Here is a 21,393-nt window from a genome sequence, read left to right as displayed (position 1 = left end):
ACGTTTCTATGCAAATAAACCTAAGTGGACACCATATCGAGATTACTGAATCGTTACGGGCATATGTTGAGGAAAAGTTTTCAAAACTTGAACGTCATTTCGAACAGATCAATAATGTGCACGTTGTGCTCAATGTTGAGAAAATGCAACAGATTGCCGAAGCGAGAATCAACCTCACCGGTGGTGAAGTCTTCGCGACTTCAGAGCATGCAGATATGTATGCTGCCATAGACGTCCTGATTGATAAACTTGATCGTCAGGTTATTAAACACAAAGAGAAGTTAACAAAACACTAGCAATGGAACTTCGTACCATACTGCGGCCGGAGTGCACAACCTGCGCCACTCCGGGCAGTAAGAAAAAGGTACTGGAACTCATCAGCGACTTAGCCGCTGCCCAGTACCCCACCCTCTCATCTCAAGAGATCTTCGAAAGCCTCGTGGCGCGCGAAAAGATGGGTAGCACAGGTATAGGTAACGGTATCGCCATTCCACATGGTCGATTAACCGATATAACACAACCCATAGCGATATTGATAAAATGTGAGGAGCCGATAGCCTTTGATGCTATCGATAAACAACCCGTCGATATTTTATTTGCACTACTCGTGCCTGCCGACCAATGTCAGCAGCACCTAAGTACCTTGTCATGCATGGCTGAAAAGCTCAGTGACAAGCAAATATTAAAACAATTGCGCAAGACGCATGATGAAACGGAACTCTATCAGGTAATCATTGGATGAAACTGGTCATAGTGTCAGGGCGTTCAGGCTCAGGCAAATCGGTCGCACTTAGAGTGCTTGAAGATCTCGGCTACTATTGTGTCGATAATTTGCCTTTGCCTTTGATTGGCAGTTTGCTTGAACAGCTCAAAGGCAGTAACGATCTCGTTGCTATCAGTGTTGACGTGCGCAATTTACCAGAGCAAGACAAAGTGCTGGTTAAACAGCTTGCCAGCCTGCCTACGGGCACTGAACTCACCAGCTTCTTCTTAAACTCCAGCGATAAAGTGCTGCTAAAACGCTATAGCGAAACGCGGCGCTTACATCCCTTATCTAAGAGCCGAGTGTCACTGCAAGAAGCCATCAAACTTGAAGGCAAATTGCTGGAGCCGCTGTCACAGCAGATGGATCACTATATAGATACCTCGAATCTGAATATCTATGAACTCAGCGACCAAGTGCGGCAAATACTCCTTGGCAGTGTCGATAAGGAACTGGTGATCAACTTCGAGTCTTTCGGTTTTAAGCATGGTATGCCGACCGAAGCTGACTTTATGTTTGATGTGCGCTTTTTGCCAAATCCCCATTGGGAACCGGAGCTTAGACCTCTCACCGGTTTAGATGAACCCGTAGCGGAGTTTTTAAATCGCCAGCCACTGGTGAATAAGTTCATCTGGCAAATCGAGAATTTGCTCGAAACCTGGTTGCCGCATTTAGAGCGCAATAATCGTAGCTATCTGACGATTGCGATTGGTTGCACAGGTGGCCAACACCGCTCAGTCTATGTAGCCGAGCAACTAGCTAAACGTTTTAGTAATGGCAAACATAAAGTCAATGCGCGCCATCGAGAGTTGAGCCATGCCAAAACTTGAGCGCCAAGTCACCATCTGCAATAAACTCGGCTTACATGCCCGTGCCGCCACAAAGCTCGTGGTATTGGCCTCTGAGTTTGATGCCAGCATTACGCTGATCCAAGGTGAAAAACAGGCCTCTGCCGCCAGTGTATTGGGTCTACTCATGCTCGAGACGGGCATGGGTAAAACCATCACCCTCATCGCCGAAGGCCCGGATGCCGAGCCTGCACTTAATGCCATTTGTGCCCTTATCGACGCTAAGTTTGACGAAGCCTGCTGATGGTATCATCTCGATGATCCCTGCCGGTATTCAGTATCCTGTTTGGTTTTGATTTCAGCACCTTATACCAGTAAAACACATTTGTGACTCGACGCCCTCCCGTGCGCTAAATTACAATGTACTGCTGCGCTTTGGCTTAAGTCCTCAATAGCTAAACGCCAACCCATCCACCGCCGCCATGGAGGAAACATGCCTGTAGAAGCCTCAGACAGTTTACAAGCCGAACACCGCCTCGACCAACTGAGTCAAGCCCTCAACAGTGGTATGTTTGTGCATGTCAGGCAAATGCTACAAAATATGGCGCCGTCAGATATCGCATTGATTTTAGAATCGTCACCTCCCAAAGCTCGGCAAGTGTTATGGCAACTCGTCGATCAAGATCAGCTCGGGGATATTCTCGATGAACTCAGCGAAGAGTTAAAAGACCCGCTGATCAGCACCATGAGTCCAGAGCGAGTCGCCAAGGCTACCGCCAGCATGGATACGGACGATCTGGCTTATATTCTGCGAAGCCTGCCAGATACTGTGTATAAACAAGTATTACAGTCGATGAGTCTGCAAAACCGCCAGCGAGTCGAGCAAGCGCTCTCTTATCCCGATGAGACCGCAGGCAGCTTAATGAACACCGACACAGTAACCTTAAGACCCGATGTCAATATCGATGTGGTACTGCGTTATTTGCGCCAACGGGGCAACCTGCCCGACACTACCGATACTTTATACGTGGTGGATAAACACGATCGCGTGCTTGGTGGGGTCAAACTTGCGGATCTGCTCACCTGCGATCCCAATACTCATATCAGCAGCATTATCGATACCGATATCGAGAGCATTCCCGTGGGCATGTCCGACAGTGAAGTGGCGCAACTGTTCGAGCGCCATGACTGGGTGTCAGCGCCCGTGGTCGATAGTGAGGGCAAGTTGCTCGGCCGGATCACCATCGATGACGTGGTGGATGTTATCCGTGAAGACGCCGAGCACTCTATGATGGGGATGGCGGGGATGGACGATGATGAAGACACCTTCGCCCCTGTACTCAAAAGTACCTTCCGCCGTTCGCTCTGGCTCACGATCAACCTATTTGCGGCTCTGCTGGCGGCCTCTGTCAGCAATATGTTTGAGGGCACTATTGAACAGTTTGCCACGATTGCGATTTTAATGACGATTGTACCGAGCATGGGCGGCGTCGCAGGGAACCAAACCTTGGCCCTAGTGATCCGCGGGATTGCCCTAGGCCATATTGGCCAAAGTAATGCCCGCTGGCTGATAGGCAAAGAGCTAGCTATTGGCTTTTTGAATGGCTTAATGTGGTCGATGTTAGTGTTTATCGCGGTATTAGTTTGGAAAGATGATATGGCGCTTGCCAGCCTGATTGGCGGTGCGATGCTCATCAATATGACAGTCGCAGGACTAGCAGGCGCCAGTATTCCGCTGATCTTAAAGCGCTTAAAAGTAGATCCGGCGTTGGCGGGCGGCATGGTGCTCACCACAGTCACCGATGTAATAGGTCTGTTTGCCTTTCTCGGATTAGCGACTTTATATTTAATGCACTAGCACTGGCCCAAGCCTTGCTAAAGCGAGCAACAAAAATGGCGCTATTTCGCGCCATTTTTAATGAGTCTATTAGACATTATTTTTTAGGCGGCTGAAAACCATAACTGCTCAAAATTGCCTGTCCCTCAGGGGATAAAATAAACTTGGCTAAAGGTGCGGCCGCACTATTGGCATCCTTTAACACCAATAGGCCATAGTCGGCGCCAATAGCTAACTCTGGCGGTAAATCGACAATCTTAAGGCTCGGCACTTCTTTTTGTGCCAGCACCGCATTGGTGCAATAGGTTAAGAACACATCCGCCTGCTTATTTTCCATCACCCAAGCATAGGGATTACGATCCTTGGGCGGTTTAGCACTCTCAGGCCCACCAGTTAGCTGCATGGCTTTGGTTTCTAATATAGTTTTCGCATTGGGTTTTAAAGCCTCGGCTTTCGCAAACACTGCCCAAGCGTAGTCGCCAGCGGGATCGGCTTTTGGCGTTGATGTACCAAGCTTAATTTGCGACGCGAGCAGGGTGTCTAATAAGTTCGCGCTAGTGAGTGGCACTTCCGCTTGAGCAATGGCGCAGAGCTGGTTACGGGCAAACATTTGCACCTGTAGACCCACTCCCGCATCGACTAAGGCCTGCGGGTGTTTCATATTCGCCGAGGCAAAAATATCAACTCGCTCCCCCTCTTGGATCCGCTTAAGCAATAAACCCGAAGGCGCATACTGCGCTGCCACATTAGCTTGGGATTTCGCTTGGTAAGCCGCAATAATATCGTTCATCGCCGCCTTTAAACTGCCCGCGGCTCTTAGTTCAATAGGGGCTGTCGCCTCAGTGTTCATTGGCGCACCTTGTACCATCCCTGCCATCACTGTAGTCCCTAAACTGAATGCCAGTACTAAGCCCTGTTTTGCCATAATTGCTCTCCTTTGGCTCTGCGAAATAGTTATCATAATTTAACTAACTACATACAAAACGGGAAAATACCGGCAGGATCAAGTCGAATACTCGCCTGATAAGCCCAAATAGAGATGATTGCGGACAAGATCACTCAAGATAGATAACGGAAGGACAATTTGTCCCTTAGGATAAAATAAAAAGTCGCCCGCAGGCGACTTTAACCTTGATGAATGATTATTGACCCGTTGGGGTCAACACTATCTCCACGCGACGGTTTTGCGCGCGTCCCTCGGCACTAGCATTGGATGCGATTGGACTCGATTCACCCATTCCCTTAGACTTTACGCGAGCGGAAGCCACGCCTTTACTCATCAAGTAGTTCCCTACTTCGCTGGCTCGTACCTGTGATAAACGTAAATTGTATGAATCTGAGCCGCTGCTGTCGGTATAACCCAACACGTTAAGTTGGGTCTTACTATACTCCTTCGCCACCAGCGCAACAGAGTTCAGTACCCGCTTAGCACCCTCACTCAGCTCGGTTTGATCCACACCAAAAGTCACTTCATTTGGCATATTAAGAATAATATTGTCACCACTGCGAGTTACGCTAACTCCCGTGGAAGCGAGTTGTTGGCGTAATTTGGTTTCTTGTACGTCCATGTAGTAGCCAATACCACCACCTAGGGCGGCGCCAGAGGCTGCACCAATTAAAGCTCCTTTACCGCGGTCACTCTTACTTGACGAGGCTACACCAACGGCAGCTCCAGCAACGGCACCAATTAGCGCCCCCGTAGTCGCTTTTGCCGTTTGTTGTTCGTTGGTATAGGGGTTGACAGTCGAACAGCCTGACGCAATCAAGGCGCTAGCCATAACCACAATAGCAAGCTTAGATGCTGGCAATGATTTAATCAGAGAAGGCTTCATCATTATGACCTCATAACATGATTGATGAGATTTGCCTTTGAAAGGCAAAGGGCGTGGTAAATCGCCAAAAACACCATAAAAAAATCGCAGTATATAAGCATTCTCTTTCGAGACAATCTTTAATCGTTTCTTTGCTCAGTTTATGAGTAATTTAATCGCAAAAAACACCAAACCAAAACATCTTTGGCTTATTCATGCAACATTTAGAGTAAAAGCACTGAAATAGTGCAAGCTGCACCGTTTCTGACATAACTTCTAAAGCCAATCGTTTGAAACATAAACCCAATAAATTGATTTTAAACATTAATTTATATATTAAAAAATTGGCACGGATTTTACATACTAATAAATAGGTAGAAGAGTAGAGACCCCAAGCGTAACTCACTCGATACCTAAGTAAGCTGTTTGACATCAATGGACGTTAATCTAAGTGCCCGTTGTGAGGCATGTTAATCGAAGCACAATCCCTAAGTGGATTGAGGAGGAAGAGATGAAACATCTGATGAAACTCATTAGTCATTGTCACCACGAATGGTTGTCCCTACGCCATATAGGACATAGTCAGTGGGATATAGAGCAGCGCCAATAATCATGAAGGAATACCCCCAAAGAACCCGTTAAAGCGCATACAGATAGCATAAAGTGAAAAGGGATAGGCCATGGGAATCGTCAATCATAATCTTAAACCTGACGTTATTTTTGAAGTAAAAGTCAAAGGCAGATTACTCTCTGATGTCGCACGACAGTATGGTCTTTCGGCTAAAGCGGTTTACCAGTGGGTAAGGGAAAGTGAGCAACAGCCGCAGCAACGTGAATGCGCCTTAATAAATGAAATTGCCCAGCTGCAGAAACGTATTAAGCAGCTAAACAGTGAATTACGCACGATATAGGTTGAGGTAACCTCGCCCAGTGCCCTTATAGACAAGGCCGGACCCCATTGCATATTGCCCTGTAGGTCTAACGCGATATGAAAGTTGTGCTAAAAACAATAATAACAGCGCCCTTTTACGTCCGGCCTTGTCATCCAATTAATTGGATTAGCAATAAATAACAGTTTAGACAGAGTCGGATGGGTATCTATTATCGCTCCCCAACGACCTAAGATATAAATCGTACAAAATAACAATAATAACTGTGCTGTTTACTGTCCGACTCTGTCAACTTAACACTCAAAGTGTTGCAAGAGAAAAAGAGGTAGGTTTTGACAAGGCTTTAGAGGGAGCTATCTCCCCCAAAGATCAAATATGTGAATTGTGCTCCCCCAAGTCATGAACATATTACCCTCTCGGGTCTTGTCCTTTTATTCACGGATCAATGACGATCCAGCGCTAGACTAGGATAGCGCGCCACGGATGGCTGTGTTATTGGGAAGGTTTCGGCAAGGCTCGAGGGAGTTGTCTCCCCCAAAGATTAATATGTCGATAGTGCTCTGTGGCCCATCAACATATTTCTCCCTTTGGTCTTGTCCTTTTATTGAGTGGTTCAATGGAAAGGAAGGGGCATAACGCCTGTGCCAAGGATGGCAATGCCACAGGCTTTAACACTCGCACCAGGCAATTAATTCCAATAAAAAAGACGCTCATAAGGCGTAATGCCGTTCACTTAAGAGTGAACGGCATTTTTCTTTGCTCTAACCGGGAACTTGTTTTTGCTCATTTTAAGGACTCGTGGATATGCCCTTTCCCGTTTACCATCCAGCTTAAATTGCCGTGCATTTCGTTCTATATCCAATACGTCTCTCGGGACATTCCCCGGTGTTTGTGATGACAGTTGTGTCAACTTGAAGATGATATAACTCGCCGCATCCCGAAAACTCAGTTGATTGGGATGGACCGATGGCAAGCTTTTAGCCATCAGCAACATCTTATATCTAATGAGATTGTAGGCCAGTAGCACGCCCCATAACTCTTGAGTCACCAGCTCCGGTAGTTGACTGCGGAGCGTAAAACGGCTCTCCAGTAGATGTTGTTTCATCTCTCTATAGCCCAGTTCGATTTCCCATCGATGGGCATATAAGTCGACGATGTCTTCGCTGGGGTAACGCATCGGGTCTGTCAACGAGGTCAAAATGGCGACTGACTTACCTTTCACTGTCTTAGTCAATAAACGCGCTTCAAGGGTATCTGGGAGCTGCGGCCATTTCTTTCTGGCTTGAGGTGTCGTGGTGAGTTTCACCCACTGGTCATGCTTTCCTAGCGTTCGCACCACCTCATATTGAGTGCCTTTCTTCAATGGCAACAACCAGTGGCTATCAGGTTGCGCTTGCTGCCAAGCGTGCAGCAGGCCGAGCGAGTAAAATCCTCGGTCAAATAGGGTTAGGCTGTGATTGGGAATGCTAGGAATGAGCTGGGACGCTAAGTTCATTTCATTTTCGGCAACCGAATCAAAGGCGCTGTTGACCAATAAATGGCTGCTTAATTCCATCAAGCAAACCATGCGAATTTGCGGATAAGCCGCTTCGCCTGAAGCGTTTGCGGTACGCGCAAAGGCGGCTTGATTTTGGACACTATCGGGTGTCCGCCACACGACACCGTCAACACCATACAAGTTAAGACCGCACCAATGAGGATGTTCAGCTCTCGCGTGCCAGGTATTGGCGCTGCGGCTAAATACTTCTCTAATAACCTCACTGCCCAATCGTTTACGCGCCTGAGTCACGGCGCTGCGTGCAACATAATCAATCTCTTGCGGCAAAACAATGTCGAGTTTGTTGATGAGTGACCGAACAGACTCCCCTCGGAACAAAGCCATTCCGATAACGGCCCAAATCATCGCGTCCATCGGCAATTTACGCCGTCTTAACGTCGCAACGCCCTGAGAGTCTAGGCAAGATTGAATTAACTCAGGTTCTAACACATCTGCTAAGCAGGTGAATTCGGTTAGGCGGGTAATATGAGTACGGGCGAGTGCTTCTGAGAGTTGCATAAAAAATCCGATGACATGAGGTCATCGGATTTTGATCTTTTCAGCGAGATCGTCAAGCGATCTGTCTTAACTGATCGGCATTACTCATAAGGCGTCTATTTTATTGAAGAATATTCTACTAATAATCTTCATTGGCTTCTTGAAGTCGCTGCTTGCGCTCCTGAGCCTCTTCATAGGCAGCTTGAATTTCATCCAAAACAGAACTGACGTCGGCATCGACTAATACTTCAGTAAAATGACCTGTTAACTGCGTATCAGGCTTTAACTGACCCGCCTCAAATAAGGCCCACATTTCTTTCGCGTATTGAGTCTTGAGCAATTCAGGTGCGTACTGGCCATAATATTGCGTCATGTTATTGACATCCCGCTCCAACATCCATTTAGCATGATTATTCGCTGCCGCATCTACCGCTTGGGGTAAATCAATAATGACAGGGCCTTGATCATCGACTAGGACATTAAATTCGGACAAGTCACCATGTACTAAGCCTGCGCAAAGCATACGCTTGACATAAGTCATCACTAAAGCGTGGTCATGTATAGCTTTCTCAGCGCTAAGGCTGACATCATTAAGGCGAGGCGCAACATGACCTTCACTATCGGTGACTAATTCCATGAGTAACACACCATCGTAGCAACCGTAAGGGGTTGGTACTCGCACTCCGGCATCAGCCAAGCGAAACAATGCATCTACCTCAGCGTTTTGCCAGACTTCTTCCATTTGCTCACGGCCAAATTTAGAGCCTTTTTCCATTGCGCGAGCGCGACGGCTATTTCGGACTTTGCGCCCCTCTTGGTAAACCACCGCCTGCTTAAAACTACGTTTGTCCGCTTCCTTGTAAACTTTAGCGCAGCGAATATCTTCACCACAGCGCACAACGTACACAGTAGCTTCTTTACCGCTCATTAACTGGCTGATGACTTCATCAACCAGTCCTTCATCAACCAGTGGTTGGATTCGTTTAGGAGTTTTCATACCGACCTTATACCTTAGTTAGGCCTAAGATGGAATGTGCCGGGCAAATCTTCATATATAAAGCAGCCTTCTACCAATAATGAATAACAAAATGAGGGTAAGCATACCCGACTTCAGTAAAAACTAAAGCACCTAGCGTAGGAACACAAGAGCAAAAAATGGTGGATTTAAAGCCAATACATTTGCAGAGAACGGCACATTATCTCCTTGATTGCCCCAAACAAATACTTGCTCGCTTCATCAGCAACATGTTAAATCCCACAACCATTAAACACACAACGAGATCACTCTGCCGTAAGTGACGGCGGCTTTAAGCCGTTACCCAAGCATTAACTACCTTCAGAATAATCTTAAAATGGTTTTCCACGTTTGTTATGGGGTATCAATGCCTATTTTGAGCAAAAATGAGGGGATATCGCCAAAGTGTTACCCCAAGCTATTGAAAGTATTAAATTATCACAAACTCAACCCGTTAGCACTATCCACCGAGTATGTTGTGATAAAGTAGGGTAACCAAGCCAGCTTGGTGCTGCTAAATAACCGCACAAAGGGCGAAATATAGCGCTAGATCTCCTCAGTACTAAGCTTTATGCTGATGCCACTTTTGCAACTCTTTTGATAATAAAATGCGATACCTAAACTTTGCACTCGCTCTGACAGCCCTCTCCCTCACTCAATGCACGAGTCTTTCACTCGAAGAATGCCGTGATAATGACTGGTACGCCACTGGCTTAGCCGATGGTAACCGCGGTGCTGCTGCGAGTAGGCTCAACCAATATCAACAGGACTGCCGTGAATTTAATCTCAAGGTTGATGCGACGCAATGGCAGCAAGGATATCAACAAGGATTAATGAGTTATTGTTTGCCAGAAAATGGTTACCGTATTGGTTTGGCGGGAGAATATTACTACGGCGTCTGTAATAACAATCAATTTGTTGAACGCTACAATCAAGGACATGAACAATATCTGATTAATAAACGTTTAGCAGAAATCGCCGATCGCTTAAATGCTATCGACAGCGAGATTAGCAGTATCAATAACAAACTAAACAATCTCACCGACAAAGCCGAATTACTAAGGCAAAAAAATATTTTATTGAATGAGAAGAACCATCTTCTGGACGAAAGTTTACGTCTGCGCCATGGAGATATTCGTTTTCAATTTAGGTTCTAATTGAAAAGTTAACCCATATAATCACTTAGAGATGCCTTTTTCGAAAACTTTAGTATCGATAAGGCTGACTTTGTTCGCGACTTTACTGTTTTTAACCTTAGGAACACGTAGGAAAAAACTATAATAAAGCAGGCTTGCTGAGGTCCACGCAATCGCCAAACTCCATAAGTCATGACTTAAAAAATGAGCACCGCGCAGTTCTTGGGCAAAACCAAAAATAGCCCCTAATCCAATCCCAAAGAGTAAGCCAAACTTTGCGTAACGTGGATAGTACTCCTTGAGCACATAATAACTCGCGACCCAAGCAAAACCGCTACTAGAATGCCCTCCAGGAAAGCACTGACCAAACTCAGCCCCTTCTGGTAAGCGTGCAAATAGAGAGCTATGCATCATACGCCCACCAAATTCAATGACATCCCAAGGGCAAGTCATATGAGTGAAACTCTTACCTAATCGAACCAACAACACGCTAGCAAGAACACTACAGAATAAATAGATAAAACCTTTACGATAAACACGCAACGTCTCAAGTCGAAAGCTTAGGCAAATGCAAGCAACAACCGCTATGGCGAACAAAATCACCAGATTACGTCCTGTCACATGCAAGATACTTTCGGTAAGCCAATGCCCTCGTAAAGGCCATGAACTGACACCTCCCTGCCAATTGAATAATAGGCTGGCAAAGCGCATATCGGCATGAGTCCATTCAAGCCCCAAAATAATTACCGTAAATACGAGCCATGGAACAAACAAATATCCCTTTGCAAACTGAAGAAATGTCGTCCTAACATTGCTTTTAATATTCTGATGCACTTATTTATCCAATCACCAAAATCATAGCTTCGAGGATAAGGAGAAATTCTTATCAAAAGCTTAAGACATTTTACCGAAAAAATAACAAAAACCTTACAACTCCACAGGTTGAACGCTGATTAAAAATAGCTAAGGGATAAAATGATTATAGTGAATCAATAACCATGTGCTTAATGGATGAGCCTCCCATGCCCTAAAACTTCGTACTCCAACTGTCTCAAAAAGTCGGTTATTTACAGATACAACAATCGATAGGAGTAAATCAGGGCGTCACCAACATTGCTGGAAAACTGGCAACAAACCTAAGGACAACGAATAGTTAGGTCACGGGCTTTACTGCGAGATAGTGATAGAAAAACCGTTAGAGCAAGCTGCATTCAACGTCCAACAGGGCCGTTAAAGATAACGAAATGAGATTAACAATCTGAGCCCCCATAAGAAATAATGGCTGAGCAAAATCGCTAATAAAAAGCCCCCGCAACCTCGATTGCGGGGGCTTTACTATGAGAGGTTAGCTCATATTCAACAATAATTACTTGTAAGTTGCTTCGCGTTTTTTCGCTTCAGCATCCCACTTAGGTAATGTGTCTTTCTTGAATGCTTCTTTCTCTGCATTCATCTTGTCCATATCCATACCTAGTGCAGCTTGAGCTTTCGCTTTGGTAGAGATATCTGGGATAGCAACTGGATCTGTTAAACCTTTTTTCGCTAACAATTGTGCCAACTTAACTCGAGCATCGGCCGCTTTATTAACTGACGTACCCAACACTCGTAGCGCTTCTTCAGGAGCGTGAGCCGCAACACCGTGCGAAGCAATGGCGAAGTCCCAGCGCCATTGAGCGTGGCGGATATCCGTTAGGATTGGCTTCATCTCGGCTTCAGTAGCCCCTAATTCCCATGCTTTAGCGGCTTCGAAGTGCGCCTTCACTAATTGTTCTTCCGCTTTAAGTTTCATTTCTTTAACTTTAGCTTTGCGCTCATTAGTGACACCCACTAAGAATTCTTTCGTTTGGCTATGGCAAGTTGCACAGGTTTCTTCGAAACGATCGAATGGGTTACCGACTTTATGGTCAGTGAACTTCTTACCTTCTGGGCTAGTCACTTTAGGCATATGGCAGTCAACGCAACTGACATTATTTTTACCATGAATACCCATCTTCCAAGTTTCATAACCTGGGTGTTGTGCTTTTAACATTGGCGTTTTAGACAGTGCATGAGTCCAATCAGAGAACTCAATACCATCATAGTAAACTTCCATTTGCTCAACGGTTACGCCCATATCCCAAGGGAATTTTACGAAGTTCTTTCTGTCTTCTTTCTTCTCGAAATAGTATTCAACGTGACACTGAGCGCAAACCATTGATTGCTTGTCTTTCTTGGATGCTTTATCAAATGGAGTGCCAATAGCCTCCATAGCACGATCAACATAAGGACGAGAAATACGTAATTTTGGTGAGCCTTTTTCATGGCAATCGCCACAGCCAATAGTATTGGTCACTTCTGGACCACCTTTGGCCCATTTACCTTTGAAGTACCCGTCTTCACCTTGCTCTTCGATTAAGCGAGGTACGTCTGGGCTCTTACAGCTCCAACAGGCCATTGGCATTGGACCATCTTCCGCATTGGCTGGAGCGCCTGTACGCAGAGTATTACGCACATCAGTCACGGCATACATATGGCCGCGAGGTGCGTTGTAATCTTTAGCAAAACCATAACCCGCCCACAGAATAACCATATTAGGATCCTGTGCTAACGCATCAACTAGCTCTTCACTCTTTGCAGTGTCATGCCAGCTATTATATTGATTTTTAAATTTATCTTTATAAACTTCATTGCGAGGCTCAGTTTTATCACTCGCCATCGCACTCGCCGCCATGAAGCTCGCGGCAACCAATGCACTCAGTGCAAAGGACTTACCTGTCATCTTCTTCATCATCTCATCTCCGTGTTGCATTATTTTAATAAATCACGACATCTCCAGCGCCAAAGTTAGTGGCTTAACCCCTCCAAAGACATACCCCTTAGGAGGTATCTGGAGCGAAGTTTGCGCTAGATCAAAATGTAATAGTGTTGTTGTTCACACTTTTATGTTTTTGTTAATGTAGTACATTATTTTCTAATGTAAAACACGACTAAAGTGCTATTAAATCAACGGCCATATATTAGGTAATGGACATATGAAACGAGGCAGCCTTACCTCAAAAATTTTGGGTTTAATGTTAGTACTGATTTTACTTTCCAGCAGCCTAGCCATCTTCGCAATCATCAATTTGTCTTACAGTTTAGGCGATGCAAAGGCCATCAACGCCTCGGGTTCACTGCGGATGCAAAGTTACCGGCTGATGTTTTATGCCAATTCCGGCAGTGACGCCGCCCAAGAGAAAATTACCGAGTTTGAAAATACCTTGCATTCCGAGGCATTGCAACCCTCCACGGGTTGGCTTAGCCCGAAAAAGATCGCCGAACAGTATCAACTCGTTATCGATAAATGGCTGGTGATGAAGTACTACATTGAGCAGGAAAACTCCCGCGACTACGCCGCCTCACTCAAGGACTTTGTCGATACTATTGATTTATTGGTATTGGAGATGGAGCATCATGCCGCTTTTAAGTTGCGCCTTCTCGCGGCGAGCCAAATTTTTGGGCTTGGGCTGATGCTGGTTATCGCCTTTTTAGCGGTGCGCTTTACTAAACGCAAAGTCGTTGTACCCTTGCAACAATTGATGGAGTCCGCCAATACGATTTCTAAGGGTAACTTTGAGATCGAAATGCCCGAAACCGAATATATTGAACTCACGGCTCTGACCGATGCACTGCAAAAAACCGCGCGAGAGCTAGCCACACTCTACGGTAACTTAGAGTCACAAGTGGCCGAAAAAACCTTAGCACTGACACGGGCGAATAATGAACTGGCCTTTTTATACGACACTCTGTTAACACTTAATGCCAATAAGCTGGACTATAAGGCCCTCAAAGCAGCATTAAATCAGCTAAAAGATTATGAGTCGATCGAGTATTTGAGGCTGATTATCCAATACCCTGAGCAGGAGCTCGAAGTCGTAGAGGCCGATGGTGGCTGGCCAGAAGGCGCTCACAACAACATCCGCTTTCCGCTACAATTTGAGCAGGCTGATTTAGGTTATTTAGAGCTTATCTCAACCCAAGATATTAATACTCCGTTGTTTAAAAACTTTGCCATTATGCTTACTCGCTCCATCGTTATTCATAACGCTACCGAACAAAGACAACAGTTAGCCCTAATGGAAGAACGTGGTGTTATCGCAAGGGAATTACATGATTCACTCGGGCAAGTGCTTTCTTTCCTAAAAATCCAAATTAGCTTGCTGCGCAAAAATTTAGATCTTAGCTGCCGCAGTCCTACCATTGAGGGACAACTCACAGAGATCAACGAAGGGGTTAGTACAGCCTATGTACAACTCCGAGAGTTACTATCCACCTTCAGATTAACCATTAAGGAACCCAATCTGAAGAATGCGATGGAAGCAATGCTTGAGCAGCTCAGAGCAAAAACCGATATCAAGATCCACCTCGATTATAAGCTTTCACCTCAATGGTTAGAGGCGAAACAACATATCCATATTTTGCAGATCACCCGAGAAGCAACGCTCAACGCTATCAAACATGCCCGTGCTAGCCATATCAATATTCGCTGTTATAAAGATGAGCATGGTATGGTTAATATCAGTGTAAGTGATGATGGTGTAGGCATTGGCCATATTAAAGAACGGGATCAGCACTTCGGCATAGGCATCATGCATGAACGTGCCAGCAAATTAGGCGGCACGGTTGTATTTAGCAGCAATGATCCGCAAACTAGTCGCAAAGGAATCACTGGACAGCTAGAGCCAGAAAATCCAGACTCGCCCCTTGAACCCCATAGCACATCCAATTTATCACAGGGCACCAAAGTCACTTTAATCTTCCCTTCTCAACAGGAGCCTACACATGGGTAAACCTTATTCTGTTCTGGTGGTCGATGATCACCCTCTCTTACGTAAAGGTATCTGCCAATTGATCGCCTCAGATCCAGACTTTAACCTCTTCGGTGAAGTGGGTAGCGGTTTAGATGCTTTAAGCGCCGTAGTAACTGATGAACCTGACATCGTCTTGCTCGATCTCAATATGAAGGGAATGACTGGCCTCGATACCCTCAATGCCATGCGCCAAGAAGGCGTGACTTCACGAATCGTGATCTTAACCGTTTCAGATGCAAAACAAGATGTTATTCGCCTATTACGTGCGGGAGCTGACGGTTACTTACTCAAAGATACCGAGCCAGATTTGCTGCTCGATAAACTCAAAAATGCCATGTCAGGCCACAGAGTGATCAGCGAAGAAGTTGAAGAATATCTCTATGAACTCAAAAATGCCGCCGATGAACAAGAATGGATTTCAAGCCTCACCCCAAGGGAGCTACAGATCCTGCAACAACTGGCGGAAGGATTAAGTAATCGTATGATTTCAGAGCATTTACACATCAGTGAAGGCACTGTGAAAGTGCATGTCAAAAACCTGTTGCGTAAAGCTAATGCCAAGTCGAGAACCGAAATGGCGGTAAGATATTTGAACAATTGATATTGGATAAGTGATAGACTTACTCCATTAAATAATAAAGGCAATCAATAGATTGCCTTTATTATTTGTTGATATTCACAGCGAGCGGTTATAGCCCTTTTTGCACAAATTCATACCAACTAAGTAGCGCTTCTTCTAAATCTTCTAGCCCACAGTAAGCCTCAGATTCAGCATCATAGAGGGACATCGCCTCTTCGAGTTCATAATCCTGCTCAAATCCTAAAGCATTAGCGTAAATTCGTGCCTGCTCCTCATCCAGATCTAAGGTAATATCTTTGCCGATAAAACGCCAAGAAACTCGCTTACCTGTTTGAATTTCTTTGATAATATCGAGCACTTGCTGAATTTTGGCTAACTCAGGCCCCAACTCTTCTGAAAACCATTGGCCCAGTACCTCATGGTCCATGCTAAAGCTGGCTAAATACGTGCCAGTCAAACTGTTACGCCGAAATTCATATTCCATTTTATCTTCTCAATACATTACAACTAAGGCTAATTTTAATCTATTTCATCATAAGTTGCTTGGCCAGCAATTTACTCATCTAGCGCCGAGGTTATTGTGAGAGGAAACGACGCTAGGCTTCATTTCCACTGTAAAATCAGTTAGCTTTACCCGATGATTTAGCATGAGATGGAATGTGACATGCACGAAGGATTTATCTATAGCATAGTGCTTAGCGGCGCACGAGCTGGCTCAACCTTAAGCCCAGAACAACTTGAAAATTGGGACCCTAAGGACGGGTTGATTTGGGTACACCTACGTTATCGCCACAAAAAGGCTCGCCATTGGGTGTTAAACAGCGGTCTTAATAAAGTCGAAACCGATGCCCTGCTTGCCCAAGATACTCGCCCTCGAGCTGTATTGGCAGGGGAAGGCGTATTACTGGCACTGCGCGGTATTAACTTAAATCCAAACTCAGCACCTGAAGATATGGTCGCCGTGCGAATTTACGCCGATAGACAGCGCATTATCTCCACCTGTGATCGCGAGTTGCAATCGGTTAAAGATGTGGCTGAACTGATCATGGAAGGCACAGGCCCCACCACCACAGGAGATTTTCTCCTCGCCATTTGTGAAAAACTGACTACACGTAAAGTCGATTTTATCGATACGCTAGAGGAGCAACTTTCAGAATTAGAAGAACAAGTTGTTTCTGGCAATGTTAAAGATTTACGTACTGATATTGCCGAACTACGCCGACAAACCGTAGCCTTGCGCCGCTATTTAGGCCCACAGAAAGAAGCCTTCGCAAAGATGCTATCGGATCAATTTGTGCTGTTTAATGAACCCGAAAAACTTAAGATGCGCGAAACCACGGATAAACTTATTCGCACCATTGAAGACTTAGATGCACTGCGTGATAGGGCCAATGTGACCCAGGAAGAGTTACTCAGCCAGCAATCGGAGCAGCTAAACAAGCGCTTGTATTTCTTATCCTTAGTCTCGGCAATTTTCTTACCGCTGGGCTTTTTAACCGGTTTGCTTGGGGTCAATATCGGCGGTATTCCCGGTGCGGATAACGCATGGGCTTTTGCGACCTTCTGCGGCATTTTAATATCGCTGGTTGCCCTGCAAATGGCGCTCTTCTATCGCTTTAAGTGGTTGTAGAATTTAATAAAAAACGCCAATCTCGAGATTGGCGTTTTATTTTGCCCATTGCCGTTAATGCGGCAATTCAAACAGATTGGTCATGACTTTATAGAGCTCTGTGCCTTGATGCACCGACGCCGAAGCAAAATGGAGTATAGGCACACAATCCTGCGGCAAACTGAGTGCCGTCAGCTCCTGCGCACTGCCATATAAGTCGAGTCGCAGCAGATTGACTAAGGTCTCACCCGCCGCAAGCGGCTCTCCCACGGGCGCCACATATTCCACCAAGCCCGCCATAGGCGCATGGTACTTTTTGTAATCCTTAAGATAACAGCCAAAACGCGGCATCTTAACGGGTTCCAATTGCTCGGCAATCACCCCTCGATGGCTTAAATAGGCCAAAATACCTTTGGCATCGACTAAAGCATCCTCAAGGCAAATGCGTTCTTGGCTCGCCAGTTCCAAGGTAAAAGCTGAAACGGCGATATTGAGATCCCGCCCCTGCGCTTTCGCCACTTCACTCAATTGCCACCAAGGACAAAATGCCGCCTCATCCATTGCGCCACCAAAACTATTGGGGATCACCAGTGTGTAAGGAATCGTGAAAAACTGCGCCGCTGCAATATCATATTCAGGGCAATACAAATGTTTACAGGATTTAGGCCCAGTATGCAGATCGAGCACTATATCCGCTGCATGGGCCATAGCCTGTAAGCTAACCGCCAATCTGTGGCCCGTGGTCACGCCCCAATCGTTACGTAACCGCTGCTGGCAAGCTTCAATCAAGGTGCTGCGATATGCTTGAATAAGTTCGCTATCGCTAAGCTCGGCATGCTCGCTGTACCAAGCGGGTAAATCTATCGCGTGATTTAAGTACTCACGATTCCAGTTTACGCCAGTGATAGGGTCAAAACGCCCCAATGTAAACTCACCGCTTTTTTGATTAATCCCCAGCGGATTAGCCAAGGGCACTAAGGTAATCTCACCTAAGATGTGGCAATTTTCCAACTGTTTCATCAATTGATAAATCACCGCATTGCCTTGTACCTCAGCGCCATGGACATTAGCCTGAATATACACTTTAGGGCCAGATACGTGACCACTTGGCTTGAAGTGATAAATCGGCAGCGTCAGAGCCTGCCCTGCGGCAAGCTCCCCAATTTGCAGAGACGATGTCGTCGGCAACATACTAAACGCCTTCAAACAAATTTTCGTGCAACGCTTTAACCACTTGTGCCGCTTCGGATTCGGCCACTAACACACACAAGTTATGCGGGCTGGCACCTTGGCAGATCATGCGCACATTGTGGGGTTCGAGCACTTCAAACACGCGGCGACAAATACCCGCAGTCGTAGCGATGCGATTACCGATAATCGCCACCAATGCTAAACCATCCTCCACGCGCACGCGGCAATGTTGCGATAATTCTTGCAGTAACGCTTCACTTAATAAACCTTGTCCGCTTGAATCGGATCCGGTTTTATCTAGAGTGAGCGATACGTTAACTTCGGAGGTGGTAATCAAATCCACACTGATCTTGTGTCTTGCCAATGTGGCAAAGGTTTCAGCCAAGAAGCCCTGTGCATGCAGCATTTGTAGGCTGTGCAGATTGAGTAGCGTCTGGTCGCGGCGCAGCGCCACCGCACGGAACACGGGTGCATCTTCAACCTGATGGCGGATCCAAGTGCCACCCTTTTCAGGCTCCTTGCTTGAACCGACAAACACTTGAATTTGTTGGCGCACGGCCGGAAGAATCGTCGCAGGATGTAATACTTTAGCGCCAAAGGTTGCCATTTCGGCGGCTTCGTTAAAGCTGATTTCGGCAATCGGATGGGCGTTTGGCGCGAGGCGCGGATCGGTCGTATAAATCCCGGCCACATCGGTCCAAATCTCAACCGCTGAGGCTTTTAACGCTTCGGCTAACAGTGCCGCAGAATAGTCGCTACCGCCACGGCCGAGAGTTGTGGTTTGCCCCGCTTCATCTGAGCCAATAAAACCTTGAGTCACAATCACTTGCTCAGATAACAGCGGCAGTAAATGCTCACTCGATAGCAAAGCAATTTGCTCAACCTGTGGCTCGGCGCGGCCAAAATGGCTGTCGGTGCGCAACACACGGCGCACATCGAAGGCACTTGAGTTGGCGCCTTTTTCGCGCAATACCGCCGCAAATAATGCCGACGAACACTGCTCGCCAAGGGACAATAACTCATCCATGGTGGCCTTACTGCGCTGGGACGCCAGCGCTTCGCTTAATACCGCCATACGGCTTAACAGCTTATCTAATGCGGCAGCAACATCGTTAGGGCGACCGAGTTTATCTAAGATAGCGTATTGAATCTGCGCAATTTGCTTTAATCGTTGTAAGCGACCATCGTCGTTTATTGACTCTTGGGTCAGTTCAACCAACAGGTTCGTCACGCCACTGGAGGCGCTAACCACCACTAAACGGCAATCGGGATTGCCCAGTACGATATCGGCGCAGCGATTCATTGCACCGTAATCGGCGACTGAAGTACCACCAAATTTTGCGACAACAAGAGACATTAGCGCACCTCCGCAGAAGCAGAAGACACGGCACAAACTAGGATAAGATATTGATTAACTAACATGATTACGCTCCGAACTAACTTCGTTCGAAGAGCCTGGTGCTCAATGATACGCACCCCAATAGAAGGGAAACAGCAATCGTCACCAGAAGCTCTCCACCAATTACAGGTGACAATCGTTAGGATTCAGCCTAAGCGACCGACATAAACATGCAGCAACCATATCTATGCCTCGGCGTTAATCTCCCTCATCAATCATCGCTGGAGTTTGTGCTCCTCTGACTGACTACCTAGTTAACGCTCCTCTTCTGTTCCTTTCCGCCGGAAAGGGACGAAAAAAGTAGCAATAAACCCCTAATGAAGTCAATGCTAATTTCACACACTATATACAAATTCAATAAACGCATTTAAAAACAATGGGAATTTAAAACGTTTGCGACTCATGCCAAATGAGAATAGGGAAAAATCAATCAGATCTAGCAAAGAAGAAAAACAAACTAGCCTTGCCGTGAGATCAGCAAAGCTTAGTCAGAGGAGCGATTAAAAGCGTCAATCGCGGTTAGGTGACCAAGTCCGGTAGCTCATAAACCAAACGCACATAGTCGTTAAATCGACCTAAACACACCTCTGTTTGCCCGGCTAAAGTACAAGGCACTAAACTCACCTCGCCCTGTTCCACCATGTAGATAGCGTATTGATTAAACTTTTTTCCCAACTGCAAGGCCATGCTGCGATCAATAAACACGGCCCAGCTCTTCTCCATATGGGATAAATCTGGCGATGCCCCAATCAGTGCACGATAGGGACTGCCTAATAATTCAATTTCACGTAGAAGTTGGCGGTCGAGTAATCGGTTTTGGCTGGGAGTTAGGAGGGTTGAAGCGGGATTATGGGCGGTAATTACAGCAAAGGAAAAATCACAGGATAATGCTTGAGTAAGCAAAAACAACGGCGTTTGATAATGCTGCCACAAATCTTGAGTCATGTTGTCCATTGGTAGTCTAGTCGAAAAATGAACCCGCGCTAGTTTAACAGAGAGCCTAAAAAATCCAAAGAGGCGTGAACTGGCTCACAAGAATTAAAAATACATTAGTTATACTAATCAATGACTAAAGTAAATATCATGGTAAATCAGCGTCTCAGCCTGAAATTTGTTAACATTTCATTTGTTAACAAATGCCTAAAACGAGTACAATGTCGTCATTGGCCAGTTAAGCAGATAACATTAAGTTTGCTTAATCTTGACAAGGGTTTGTTAGATTCCTCTGCGAAATCACCTTATGCTGGCCAGACATCTTTTAAAATGTGTTCTACATTTGATTTATCATTTAAACATTTTAAAAAAAACAATAGTTAAGGAACTATTTTTAACTATTGCTTATCGAAGTTGATACTGGTTACGTTTTATCGTATTACACTTTAAACGTTCACTTATATACATCCTGACGTGTAGCCGTGAAGATCTTCCCTTTGAAGCACAGAGCAGTAAGTGGAAGTATCAACATTTTATGAATATAAGAATCCGATGTAAGTGATTCTTATGGTTAGAA

Annotated in this window: 20 protein-coding genes and 1 riboswitch; of the genes, 10 read left to right on the top strand and 10 right to left on the bottom strand. The window is 45.7% G+C overall.

Features of this window, described 5'->3' with window-relative positions; genetic code table 11:
* The first annotated feature begins 8 nt into the window (after nucleotides 1-8).
* The 5 genes from hpf to mgtE all read left to right on the top strand — a co-directional run bounded on the left by hpf (nucleotide 9) and on the right by mgtE (nucleotide 3,409).
* The gene (gene hpf, locus KXJ80_RS05885; RefSeq protein WP_007650503.1) at nucleotides 9-296 is read left to right on the top strand and encodes a ribosome hibernation promoting factor; all 288 of its coding nucleotides are present in this window, start codon (nucleotides 9-11) and stop codon (nucleotides 294-296) included.
* Between the two features lie 2 nt (nucleotides 297-298).
* Nucleotides 299-742, top strand: a complete 444-nt coding sequence (ptsN, locus tag KXJ80_RS05880) for a PTS IIA-like nitrogen regulatory protein PtsN (protein WP_037422014.1) — start codon at nucleotides 299-301, stop codon at nucleotides 740-742.
* Nucleotides 739-1,593 carry an RNase adapter RapZ gene (rapZ, locus tag KXJ80_RS05875; protein ID WP_037422011.1) on the top strand — a complete coding sequence of 285 codons (855 nt, stop codon included), beginning with the start codon at nucleotides 739-741 and terminating at the stop codon, nucleotides 1,591-1,593. The genes ptsN and rapZ overlap by 4 nt, the downstream gene beginning before the upstream one ends.
* Nucleotides 1,580-1,855 (top strand): HPr family phosphocarrier protein, encoded by a 276-nt coding sequence (locus KXJ80_RS05870; protein WP_011627201.1) that lies wholly within the window; start codon nucleotides 1,580-1,582, stop codon nucleotides 1,853-1,855. The genes rapZ and KXJ80_RS05870 overlap by 14 nt, the downstream gene beginning before the upstream one ends.
* Before the next feature lie 189 nt (nucleotides 1,856-2,044).
* Nucleotides 2,045-3,409, top strand: a complete 1,365-nt coding sequence (gene mgtE, locus KXJ80_RS05865; RefSeq protein ID WP_037431332.1) for a magnesium transporter — start codon at nucleotides 2,045-2,047, stop codon at nucleotides 3,407-3,409.
* A 76-nt stretch (nucleotides 3,410-3,485) separates the two neighbouring features.
* On the opposite strand, the gene KXJ80_RS05860 is transcribed toward mgtE, so the two are convergent.
* The gene (locus tag KXJ80_RS05860) at nucleotides 3,486-4,313 is read right to left on the bottom strand and encodes a molybdate ABC transporter substrate-binding protein (protein ID WP_099456981.1); all 828 of its coding nucleotides are present in this window, start codon (nucleotides 4,311-4,313) and stop codon (nucleotides 3,486-3,488) included.
* A 217-nt stretch (nucleotides 4,314-4,530) separates the two neighbouring features.
* On the bottom strand, nucleotides 4,531-5,223 hold the full coding sequence (locus tag KXJ80_RS05855) for a YiaD family glycine zipper/OmpA-like lipoprotein (RefSeq protein WP_037430137.1): 693 nt from the start codon (nucleotides 5,221-5,223) through the stop codon (nucleotides 4,531-4,533).
* Nucleotides 5,224-5,879: 656 nt separating this feature from the next.
* Here KXJ80_RS05855 and KXJ80_RS05850 point away from each other — a divergent pair.
* Complete coding sequence (locus tag KXJ80_RS05850) at nucleotides 5,880-6,110, top strand: transposase (RefSeq protein ID WP_037421997.1); 231 nt, start codon at nucleotides 5,880-5,882, stop codon at nucleotides 6,108-6,110.
* 712 nt (nucleotides 6,111-6,822) lie between these two features.
* Here KXJ80_RS05850 and KXJ80_RS05845 read toward each other — a convergent pair.
* Entirely contained in the window at nucleotides 6,823-8,145 is a 1,323-nt protein-coding gene (locus KXJ80_RS05845; protein ID WP_249559363.1) for an IS4-like element ISSba6 family transposase, read from the bottom strand.
* A 118-nt stretch (nucleotides 8,146-8,263) separates the two neighbouring features.
* The gene (locus KXJ80_RS05840; protein WP_037421993.1) at nucleotides 8,264-9,121 is read right to left on the bottom strand and encodes a PA4780 family RIO1-like protein kinase; all 858 of its coding nucleotides are present in this window, start codon (nucleotides 9,119-9,121) and stop codon (nucleotides 8,264-8,266) included.
* A 626-nt stretch (nucleotides 9,122-9,747) separates the two neighbouring features.
* Between KXJ80_RS05840 and KXJ80_RS05835 the strand changes: the two genes are divergently transcribed.
* Nucleotides 9,748-10,296, top strand: a complete 549-nt coding sequence (locus KXJ80_RS05835; protein WP_037430136.1) for a DUF2799 domain-containing protein — start codon at nucleotides 9,748-9,750, stop codon at nucleotides 10,294-10,296.
* Nucleotides 10,297-10,317: 21 nt separating this feature from the next.
* Here KXJ80_RS05835 and KXJ80_RS05830 read toward each other — a convergent pair whose 3' ends face one another.
* Nucleotides 10,318-11,097 carry a phosphatase PAP2 family protein gene (locus tag KXJ80_RS05830; protein WP_088587016.1) on the bottom strand — a complete coding sequence of 260 codons (780 nt, stop codon included), beginning with the start codon at nucleotides 11,095-11,097 and terminating at the stop codon, nucleotides 10,318-10,320.
* Nucleotides 11,098-11,641: 544 nt separating this feature from the next.
* Nucleotides 11,642-13,045, bottom strand: a complete 1,404-nt coding sequence (gene nrfA / locus KXJ80_RS05825) for an ammonia-forming nitrite reductase cytochrome c552 subunit (RefSeq protein WP_259474579.1) — start codon at nucleotides 13,043-13,045, stop codon at nucleotides 11,642-11,644.
* Between the two features lie 241 nt (nucleotides 13,046-13,286).
* Here nrfA and narQ point away from each other — a divergent pair, with 241 nt between their 5' ends.
* Nucleotides 13,287-15,083, top strand: coding sequence for a nitrate/nitrite two-component system sensor histidine kinase NarQ (narQ, locus tag KXJ80_RS05820; RefSeq protein WP_099457465.1), 1,797 nt, complete (start codon nucleotides 13,287-13,289; stop codon nucleotides 15,081-15,083).
* Entirely contained in the window at nucleotides 15,076-15,705 is a 630-nt protein-coding gene (locus tag KXJ80_RS05815; protein WP_037421976.1) for a response regulator, read from the top strand. The genes narQ and KXJ80_RS05815 overlap by 8 nt, the downstream gene beginning before the upstream one ends.
* A gap of 88 nt (nucleotides 15,706-15,793) precedes the next feature.
* On the opposite strand, the gene KXJ80_RS05810 is transcribed toward KXJ80_RS05815, so the two are convergent.
* On the bottom strand, nucleotides 15,794-16,168 hold the full coding sequence (locus KXJ80_RS05810) for a YacL family protein (RefSeq protein ID WP_037421973.1): 375 nt from the start codon (nucleotides 16,166-16,168) through the stop codon (nucleotides 15,794-15,796).
* A 180-nt stretch (nucleotides 16,169-16,348) separates the two neighbouring features.
* On the opposite strand from KXJ80_RS05810, the gene KXJ80_RS05805 reads away from it, so the two are divergent.
* Nucleotides 16,349-17,314: a zinc transporter ZntB gene (locus KXJ80_RS05805; RefSeq protein ID WP_099457464.1), complete on the top strand. Its 966-nt coding sequence runs from the start codon at nucleotides 16,349-16,351 to the stop codon at nucleotides 17,312-17,314.
* A 54-nt stretch (nucleotides 17,315-17,368) separates the two neighbouring features.
* Here the strand turns inward: KXJ80_RS05805 and KXJ80_RS05800 are convergent, their stop codons facing one another.
* The 3 genes from KXJ80_RS05800 to KXJ80_RS05790 form a co-directional block, all read right to left on the bottom strand.
* Nucleotides 17,369-18,484 (bottom strand): succinylglutamate desuccinylase/aspartoacylase family protein, encoded by a 1,116-nt coding sequence (locus tag KXJ80_RS05800; RefSeq protein ID WP_099457463.1) that lies wholly within the window; start codon nucleotides 18,482-18,484, stop codon nucleotides 17,369-17,371.
* A 1-nt stretch (nucleotide 18,485) separates the two neighbouring features.
* Complete coding sequence (gene lysC / locus KXJ80_RS05795) at nucleotides 18,486-19,841, bottom strand: lysine-sensitive aspartokinase 3 (RefSeq protein WP_037421964.1); 1,356 nt, start codon at nucleotides 19,839-19,841, stop codon at nucleotides 18,486-18,488.
* 143 nt (nucleotides 19,842-19,984) lie between these two features.
* Nucleotides 19,985-20,159: riboswitch (Lysine riboswitch) on the bottom strand.
* Between the two features lie 243 nt (nucleotides 20,160-20,402).
* Entirely contained in the window at nucleotides 20,403-20,837 is a 435-nt protein-coding gene (locus KXJ80_RS05790; RefSeq protein WP_037430123.1) for a DUF3293 domain-containing protein, read from the bottom strand.
* Nucleotides 20,838-21,393: the final 556 nt, after the last annotated feature.

Source organism: Shewanella xiamenensis (assembly GCF_024971755.1).
Taxonomy (GTDB): domain Bacteria; phylum Pseudomonadota; class Gammaproteobacteria; order Enterobacterales; family Shewanellaceae; genus Shewanella; species Shewanella xiamenensis.
This window is presented reverse-complemented; position numbering and strand designations above follow the sequence as displayed.

What these genes read in the sequence shown, in the direction of transcription:
- hpf (WP_007650503.1), top strand. Translation starts at nt 9, where the DNA reads ATGCAAATAAACCTAAGTGGACACCATATCGAGATTACTGAATCGTTA.
- ptsN (WP_037422014.1), top strand. Translation starts at nt 299, where the DNA reads ATGGAACTTCGTACCATACTGCGGCCGGAGTGCACAACCTGCGCCACT.
- rapZ (WP_037422011.1), top strand. Translation starts at nt 739, where the DNA reads ATGAAACTGGTCATAGTGTCAGGGCGTTCAGGCTCAGGCAAATCGGTC.
- KXJ80_RS05870 (WP_011627201.1), top strand. Translation starts at nt 1,580, where the DNA reads ATGCCAAAACTTGAGCGCCAAGTCACCATCTGCAATAAACTCGGCTTA.
- mgtE (WP_037431332.1), top strand. Translation starts at nt 2,045, where the DNA reads ATGCCTGTAGAAGCCTCAGACAGTTTACAAGCCGAACACCGCCTCGAC.
- KXJ80_RS05860 (WP_099456981.1), bottom strand. Translation starts at nt 4,313, where the DNA reads ATGGCAAAACAGGGCTTAGTACTGGCATTCAGTTTAGGGACTACAGTG.
- KXJ80_RS05855 (WP_037430137.1), bottom strand. Translation starts at nt 5,223, where the DNA reads ATGATGAAGCCTTCTCTGATTAAATCATTGCCAGCATCTAAGCTTGCT.
- KXJ80_RS05850 (WP_037421997.1), top strand. Translation starts at nt 5,880, where the DNA reads ATGGGAATCGTCAATCATAATCTTAAACCTGACGTTATTTTTGAAGTA.
- KXJ80_RS05845 (WP_249559363.1), bottom strand. Translation starts at nt 8,145, where the DNA reads ATGCAACTCTCAGAAGCACTCGCCCGTACTCATATTACCCGCCTAACC.
- KXJ80_RS05840 (WP_037421993.1), bottom strand. Translation starts at nt 9,121, where the DNA reads ATGAAAACTCCTAAACGAATCCAACCACTGGTTGATGAAGGACTGGTT.
- KXJ80_RS05835 (WP_037430136.1), top strand. Translation starts at nt 9,748, where the DNA reads ATGCGATACCTAAACTTTGCACTCGCTCTGACAGCCCTCTCCCTCACT.
- nrfA (WP_259474579.1), bottom strand. Translation starts at nt 13,045, where the DNA reads ATGATGAAGAAGATGACAGGTAAGTCCTTTGCACTGAGTGCATTGGTT.
- narQ (WP_099457465.1), top strand. Translation starts at nt 13,287, where the DNA reads ATGAAACGAGGCAGCCTTACCTCAAAAATTTTGGGTTTAATGTTAGTA.
- KXJ80_RS05815 (WP_037421976.1), top strand. Translation starts at nt 15,076, where the DNA reads ATGGGTAAACCTTATTCTGTTCTGGTGGTCGATGATCACCCTCTCTTA.
- KXJ80_RS05810 (WP_037421973.1), bottom strand. Translation starts at nt 16,168, where the DNA reads ATGGAATATGAATTTCGGCGTAACAGTTTGACTGGCACGTATTTAGCC.
- KXJ80_RS05805 (WP_099457464.1), top strand. Translation starts at nt 16,349, where the DNA reads ATGCACGAAGGATTTATCTATAGCATAGTGCTTAGCGGCGCACGAGCT.
- KXJ80_RS05800 (WP_099457463.1), bottom strand. Translation starts at nt 18,484, where the DNA reads ATGTTGCCGACGACATCGTCTCTGCAAATTGGGGAGCTTGCCGCAGGG.
- lysC (WP_037421964.1), bottom strand. Translation starts at nt 19,841, where the DNA reads ATGTCTCTTGTTGTCGCAAAATTTGGTGGTACTTCAGTCGCCGATTAC.
- KXJ80_RS05790 (WP_037430123.1), bottom strand. Translation starts at nt 20,837, where the DNA reads ATGGACAACATGACTCAAGATTTGTGGCAGCATTATCAAACGCCGTTG.